Source organism: Sphingopyxis sp., from assembly GCF_036402335.1.
Classification (GTDB): Bacteria; Pseudomonadota; Alphaproteobacteria; order Sphingomonadales; family Sphingomonadaceae; genus Sphingopyxis.
The window spans coordinates 1-6,996 of the sequence record NZ_DASWTD010000422.1; the positions used below are offsets into that span (position 1 = coordinate 1).

Here is a 6,996-nt window from a genome sequence, read left to right on the forward strand (position 1 = left end):
CGCGACGCTCCGCTATTTCAACCCGGTCGGTGCGCATGACAGCGGACTGATCGGCGAAAATCCGAATGGCATCCCCAACAACCTGATGCCCTTCGTCAGCCGCGTTGCGGCCGGACGGCTGAACGAATTGTCGGTGTTCGGTAATGACTATGACACTCACGACGGCACGGGTGTTCGCGACTATATCCATGTCGTCGACCTCGCCGACGGTCACGTCGCCGCACTGGAGGCGATCACCCGCACCGACCGCCCCCTGTCGACATGGAATCTCGGCACTGGCCAGGGCTATTCGGTGCTCGACATGGTCGAGGCGTTCGAGCGCGTGAACGGTGTGCGCATCCCCTATCGCATCGCGCCGCGCCGCGACGGCGACGTCGCGAGCTGCTTTGCCAGCCCCGAACGCGCCGCGCGCGAACTTGGCTGGACGGCAGAGCGCGACCTCGATGCGATGTGCGCGTCGAGCTGGCGCTTCGAGCGCATGCTCGCAACGCGCAACGCCGACTAGCCGAGCCAGCCCGCGGTCTGCGCGAGTACCCACAGGCCGATCACCAAAAACAGCCCCGCGGCGACCATACGGACCTTGGCGAGGTCGACACGCTTCAGCAATTCGTGGCCGAGGAAAATCGCAGGGACATTGGCGATCATCATGCCGAGCGTCGTACCCGCGGTAACCAAAAGGACGTTGTGATATTGCGCGCCGAGCGCGATCGTCGCGACCTGCGTCTTGTCGCCCATTTCCACGAGGAAAAAGGCGACGAGCGTCGTCAGGAAGGCGCCGAAGCGCGGCTTTGGCGCGTCATCGTCCTCGAATTTGTCGGGGATCAGCGTCCACGCCGCCATCACGATGAACGAGGCACCAATGGCATAACGGAAGATCGGGCTATCGAGGAACGCCGCGGCCGAGGCGCCGAGCAGCGCTGCCAGCGCATGGTTGGCGAGCGTCGCGACCAATATGCCGAGAACGATTGGCACCGGCCGGTTGAACCGCGTCGCGAGGAGGATCGCGAGCAGCTGTGTCTTGTCGCCGATTTCGGCGAGCGCAACGACGGCGGTCGAGGTAAACAGGGCTTCCATGGGTAAACTCCGGGGCCGGGCGGCTTCGCGATACCAAATAGCATCGAACCCGCCGCCCGGCCCGGACGGAGGTCGATGCCATTGGTCTCGCCCAAGCGGTGCCCCGCTTCCACCGCACCATGACCTCTCGGCCAAGTATGTTGACGCGGCGGCCCGCCCCGAAGGACGGCTGGCTACTCCCCAGATGACGGAGGCGCGTTAGACGGCTTCGGCGGCGCTGACAAGTCCTTCGCGTCCGCCTGATCGGATTTCGCTATGTCGGCATCCATGGCCTTCGCGCGCGCGTCGATCTCTTTCGCGGCCTTCGCATAGCGATCCTCGAACTGCGGTTCGTCCTTGCACCCGGCGAGCAGAAGCAACGCGACGAATGGGACGGCGGCGCGCATCAATAATCCTTGCGGTAGCGGATGCTGAGGTTCGACTGCCCCGATCCGCCGGCCTGGCTGAGCAGCGAGAGCGCCGGGGTCAGGCTGATTTCGAGCTGCGTCGCGGTGTAGCCGCGCGCGTCGGTGATGATCTCGATATAGATATCCTTGGTGATATATTGCCCTGCAGCGAGCGCCGCGCCGCGCCCGACGGTATCATCGGGGCCAAGAACGCGCAGGCGATCGATCCCGGTCGCCGATTGCAACGAACCAAGCGGGCTCAATCCCCCACCGCTGCCGCTCAGCGTATTGAGCGACGAGGCGAGTTGTACCGCCTGAAGCGGCGACAGCGTCGTAATCGAATCGCCGAACAATATGCGCGAGACGATTTCATCCTGCGGCAGACCGGGAACGCTCGAGAAAGCGATCTGCGGATTGCTCGCACGCCCGGTCACGCTGACACTCACCGTCACCGTTTCGATGGTGTCGCTCGCGAGCAGGCGGATCGCAGGGTCGAACGCTTCGCCGGTCGGGAAGGTAACCCTTCCCTCCTGAAGTTCGAACGAGCGGCCCGCGAAACCGAGCGTGCCGCGCACCAGTTCGATTTCGCCCGTCACCCGCGGATCCTGTGTCGTGCCGCGCAGGACGATGTCAGCTTTCCATTCGGATTCGAGCCCCATGCCGGTGACGTAGATTTCGTCAGGCGCCTTCAGCGCGATATCCAGACGGATCAGGTCGAACAGGCTGCCACCCACCGCAGCGAGCCCGTCGCCGCTGACCCGTGGACGCCCTGCGGGAGGCTTGCGCCTTACGCCCGTCAGCACCGGCACCTGCGCCGCGGCGTCGCGCACGATACGATAACGCGTCTCGGGAAGCCGCAGGCTGCCGGACAAGAGCGCGGTCTGCCCTGCGACCTTTTCGAGCGTCAGATTTCCCGTCGCGCGCGCAGCGATATTCTCGCTCTTGGCAAGGCGCGCGTTGTCGAGCGTGGCAGAGATATTCATCGGGTAACCATCGGCCGATGCGAGGCTGATATAGCCCTTCGCCTGAACGGTTCCGTCACCGGCGGTGGCGGACAACTGCTCGATCTCCAGCCGGTTGCCGGTGAAGCGGCCATTGACGACCATGTTGGTCAGCCGCGTGCCATAGGTCTGGTTTTCATAGACCATATCCTTCCCGCGCACGACGCCCTGCAGGCACGGATCGGAAACGCTGCAGCTGAAATCGGCGGCCACCGCAATCGGGCCGGATACATGCTGGGTGGCGGGACCGAAGAAGGAATAGAGCGTGTCGGCGGGACCATTGTAACGAACGCCGCCGCCGAGCGGCGCCGCCATCAGCCGTTCGGTCCAGCTGCCTGCGCCGGCGCCGAGCGGGCGCAGCGACGCCTGCATCCGTCCGACGATGCTCCCGCGCTTGCGCATCACCGCGCGTGCCTCGCCCCCGTCCCTCAACAGCTTGCCAGCAAAATTGACATCGACCGGCTGGCTAACCGAAGCTGCGGTCGTGCGCGTGAAATTCGTGATCGTTAGCCGCGCGTCGGCGCGCGGGAAGCTGTCGGAATTGGCCTGCTCGAAATCGAGACTGCCCGTCGCGCGCCCACCCAGCCCCATATCGGGATAGACGGCATTGAGGATCGCCATGTTGACGCGTTCGAGCCGGCTCTGGATCATGATGCCATCGCCGAAACGGCCCGCGATCCGCGCGCTGCTGCCGCGGCCGAGGGTGACGCTGGTCGGCAACAGTTCGTAACCATCGGCGCCGGGGATAATGCGCGCGGGCGACGTCGTGCGGAAATTGATGCCGGTTGCCCGGCCCTGCACCGAGGCGCGCCACAGGTCGGGTTTCAGATCGGCATTGGCCGCGATGCGGAATGGAACCCCGCTGGTTCCCTCCACCAGTGCCTGCGCCTTGCCGCTGCCGTCGCGGTAGTCGACCTTCACGCGCCCTACTGCAATGTCATAATCGCGGATCCGGGTCTGGGCGATCTGGATATCGGCGACGATATGCGGACGATCGTAGAGCGTGACATCGGCATCGACGATCGCGGAGCCAACCGCAAGCTGCGCGGGTCCGGGAAGCACGACATCGTTGGCGCGGACGTTGATCGCCGCGGCCTGATACTGACCGGCGGCGCTCAAGCGAACAAGGCCACCCAGCCCCTGTCCCGATGCGTTGAGCTGGCCGACGAAGGGCCCGGCGTCGCTCTGTACCAGCCGTCCGTTGAAGCCGATGCCCGACAGGTCGCCGCGCTCGATATCGATCGTCAGCGGGCCCTTTGCCATCAGCAGGACAACGTCAGCGGAAAGCGGGCCGTAATCGGTGTCTCCCGTCGCCGCGAGGCGATAACCGTTCGGCGCGCCGTTGATTCGCGCTACCAGATTGGCAAGCCCGATGCCGAGGCCGGGCCGTTCGGCCGTGACCACCGCACGCGGGTCGCTGATCGTTCCTGCGAGCTGGACGCCGACCGGACCGTAGTCGGTGGAACTGGCGCGTGCCGTCAGCTGGATCTGGCCATTGGGCGCATAGCTCCCCTGCCCGCCCATGATCCGCAGCCGCGGCGCCGCCATCCTGAGGTTGGCGAAACGGACGACCCCGTCGGTGCCGTAGCGAACATCGCTCGATGCCGTTGCATTGCCACCGAGGAAATCGCGCACGCCCGAGTTGAACAGCCGCGTCGAGCGCGCGCGGACGCGGCCGACGATCTCGAATCCGCCGCGCGGCGCCGTCTTCAGATCGGCGTCGGTATCGATGTCGAATATGCCGACGCTTTCGATGCGATAGTCGTTGATCCGCCCGTCGATCGCGCCGGTGTAGAAACCTTTGTTGAGGTCAGCGATGATGATCGCCTTGGCGTCGATGCGCGGCGAACGCAGCCGCAGATTGTCGCTGAGAATCCGTCCATTGCTATAAGCTAGGTCGCCGTCGAGGCGGACCTGTACGAGTGTCCCGCCCGCTACGGTGTCGAGGCCGCGTATCCGCGCCGCACGCCCTGCGACCGGAATCACGATCTGGTCGGCATCGACGCGCGCCTTGCCGGCGAGGCTGATGCCTTCGACGATGATGTCGTTCACCGCGAGGCTGTTGGCATTCGCCTGATAATCGACCGTCGGCAGCGCGAAGGCACCGTCGAGCGTCGCGGTCGCGCGCAGGCCGTTCGCCCGGACTGCAGGCGCAATGGCGCCGGGACGCAGGATATTGGCCGCAAGTTTCAGGCCTTCATAGCGATTGTTGCCGAGATCGACGCCGCCGCTGATCCCGAGCTCTGCGGCATCGGACGACAGTCGCCCGTCAATCGCCGCCTTGCGCTCATTGAGGCGTGCGGTCAGATCGATCGCGGTTTCGGTGCCGAGGAGCTCCACGACCGGCCCGGCAGCCAACAGCCGCGATGCCTGCGCCGCGCCCTTCGCGGTAAAGGTCCCGTCGCGCCCGGTCAGCGCAACGCGCGCCAGGGGTGCTGCGCCGAGGTTTGCGGTCAGATTGCCGTTCCACGCCTTCCAGTCGCCCCGTCCAGCGAGCTTTGCAGTGAGCGTTTCCTTGAAACCGCCCATCGCCGCCAGCACCCCGCCCTGCGGTGCGGTGACATCGAGCGCGACCGCAAGCCGGTTCTGCTCGGGTACCGCGTCGAGCGCCAGTTTCAGTGCATCGCCCTGCCCGCCGCCACCGGCGATCGTCTCGGCCTTGGCGGTGACCTGTGCGGCGCGGTCGGCGATCGCGATCTTGCCGTCCAGGCGCGCGACCTGCCGCTCGCCCGCGACGGCGGGCTCGAAGATGAAGCGGTCGACGCGTACCAGTCCGACATCGATATCGAGATCGGGAAGCAGCGGCTCGCCGGTGTCGGGAACCGGCTTGAACTCGGGCAGCTTGCGCATTGTCATCGTCGCGGCGGTCGCCGAACGAACATCGACATGGTTCGCCAGATAACGGATCGGCCGCCAGTCGACCTTCACTTCGGGCGACGCAAGGAAAATGCCTTTGGGGTCGGACAGGGTGAAGTCGCGGATGACCATCTGGCCATAGAGCGATCCGTCGAGCCGGCCAATGCCGATCTTCATCCCGTTCTCGAACTCGTATTTTTCGATCTGGGTGACGACAAAACGGCGCCCGGCGTCGCTGTTGATCCCGATCAGGAACAGCGCAAAGAGCAGCACCAGCCCGAGCACGGTCAGGCCGATCCAGCGCGCTATGGTGAGCGGCCACGAACGCCGCTTTGCCGGTACAGCCTCTCCTTCGGCGAAGGGCGTGTCGTCAGCCATCAGAAAGCCTGCCCGATCGAGACATAGACGCTCACGCGCGCTTCGCCGGGCTTGCGCGCGATCGGCGTCGCGATGTCGAAGCGCATCGGGCCAAAGTTGGTGTAATAGCGGGCGCCGATGCCCGCCCCGAAGCGCAGGTCCGAAAAATCGGGAGTCGATCCGCGATAGACCTGGCCCGCATCGACGAAGCCGACGACGCCGAAATTGCCGAAGCGATAACGCGCCTCGAAAGCCGCTTCGTTGACGCTGCGGCCGCCGATCGGATCATTGTCCGGATCCTTGGGCCCCAGTTCCTGATAGCCGAAACCGCGCACCGACCCGCCGCCGCCGGCATAGAAACGCCGCGAGGGTGCGAGCCGCTCGCGCGCCGCGCCAAGGATCGACCCGACGCGGACGCGCCCGGCCAGCACAATGCTGTCGGTGACCGGATAATAGCCGCTGACGTCGACCCGCGCCCGCGCATAGGGGGAGAAGCGCCCGGCCAGCGAACCCTCGGGCTGGACGAGCGCCGTGACCCGGAACCCCTTGGTGGGATCGAGCAGGCTGTCGGTGCGGTCCATGCCGACCTGGCCCGTCAACCCGAGGATGGTGTAGAAATCATAACTGCGTCGACCCAGCGTGAAATCATAGTCATCTTCGCGGGTCGCGATCAGTTCGGCGCCATAGGCGTAAGTGAATTTCTTTTGCCAGATCGGCGTCGAATCATAGCTCACGCGCGCACCGACACGGCCCGTGATCGCATTGAACGCGTCGTAATTGCTCCGCGAGACTTCGGTAACGAGTTCGAATGTGCGGTCGCGGCGCCCGGCGTTCGAGCGGCGCAGCGTGGCTCCGACACCCTGCTCTTTCGTTCCCGCGACGCCGCGAAAAATCAGCGCCCCTTCGGGCGGCAGGAAATTCCTGTGCGTCCAGCTTCCTTCGAGCCGGATGCCCTCGCCGGTGCCATAGCCCGCGCTCGCGGCAATCGTCCGCGGCGGGCCGGCCTGCTGGGTCACCAGCATCGTCACATATTCGGTATCGTCGCCCGCGCTCTCGCCGGTCGCCTGCGGTTCGGCCGCGACGGTCGAGAACAGCCCCGTTGCGACGAGTGCCTGCCGCAGATCGTCGACCTTGCGGCTGTCGTAGAGATCGCCCCGCTTGAAGCGCGCCAGCACTTCGACATGCTCCGCGTCGAACGCAAGGTCACCCGTCGTCTCGATCCCGCCGAAGCGTGAGCGTTTGCCGATATCGACCGGCAGCGTGTAGACGCCGTCGCCGGTCGCGCCGTCGAGCAGGATGTCGCGCTGCCCGACCTTGGCGAA

Annotated in this window: 5 protein-coding genes and 1 riboswitch; of the genes, 1 reads left to right on the forward strand and 4 read right to left on the reverse strand. The window is 65.6% G+C overall.

Going from position 1 to position 6,996, the window contains the following annotated elements; all coding sequences use genetic code 11:
- On the forward strand, positions 1-505 hold a 505-nt coding region (locus VGD20_RS13675; protein ID WP_331134980.1), incomplete at its 5' end, for a GDP-mannose 4,6-dehydratase.
- On the opposite strand, the gene VGD20_RS13680 is transcribed toward VGD20_RS13675, so the two are convergent.
- From VGD20_RS13680 to VGD20_RS13695, 4 genes are all read right to left on the reverse strand, one after another.
- Positions 502-1,074, reverse strand: coding sequence for a TMEM165/GDT1 family protein (locus tag VGD20_RS13680; protein WP_331134981.1), 573 nt, complete (start codon positions 1,072-1,074; stop codon positions 502-504). The genes VGD20_RS13675 and VGD20_RS13680 overlap by 4 nt on opposite strands.
- Positions 1,075-1,095: 21 nt before the next feature.
- A riboswitch (yybP-ykoY riboswitch) is annotated at positions 1,096-1,269 on the reverse strand.
- Complete coding sequence (locus tag VGD20_RS13685) at positions 1,248-1,460, reverse strand: hypothetical protein (protein WP_331134982.1); 213 nt, start codon at positions 1,458-1,460, stop codon at positions 1,248-1,250. (Overlaps the previous riboswitch by 22 nt.)
- Complete coding sequence (locus VGD20_RS13690; protein WP_331134983.1) at positions 1,460-5,695, reverse strand: translocation/assembly module TamB domain-containing protein; 4,236 nt, start codon at positions 5,693-5,695, stop codon at positions 1,460-1,462. Before VGD20_RS13690 ends, VGD20_RS13685 begins: the two co-directional genes overlap by 1 nt.
- On the reverse strand, positions 5,695-6,996 hold a 1,302-nt coding region (locus tag VGD20_RS13695), incomplete at its 5' end, for an autotransporter assembly complex protein TamA (RefSeq protein ID WP_331134984.1). The genes VGD20_RS13695 and VGD20_RS13690, both read right to left, overlap by 1 nt.

Excerpts from the sequence above, each read along its gene's own strand:
- VGD20_RS13690 (WP_331134983.1), bottom strand. The coding sequence starts at position 5,695 with ATGGCTGACGACACGCCCTTCGCCGAAGGAGAGGCTGTACCGGCAAAG.
- VGD20_RS13680 (WP_331134981.1), bottom strand. The coding sequence starts at position 1,074 with ATGGAAGCCCTGTTTACCTCGACCGCCGTCGTTGCGCTCGCCGAAATC.
- VGD20_RS13685 (WP_331134982.1), bottom strand. The coding sequence starts at position 1,460 with ATGCGCGCCGCCGTCCCATTCGTCGCGTTGCTTCTGCTCGCCGGGTGC.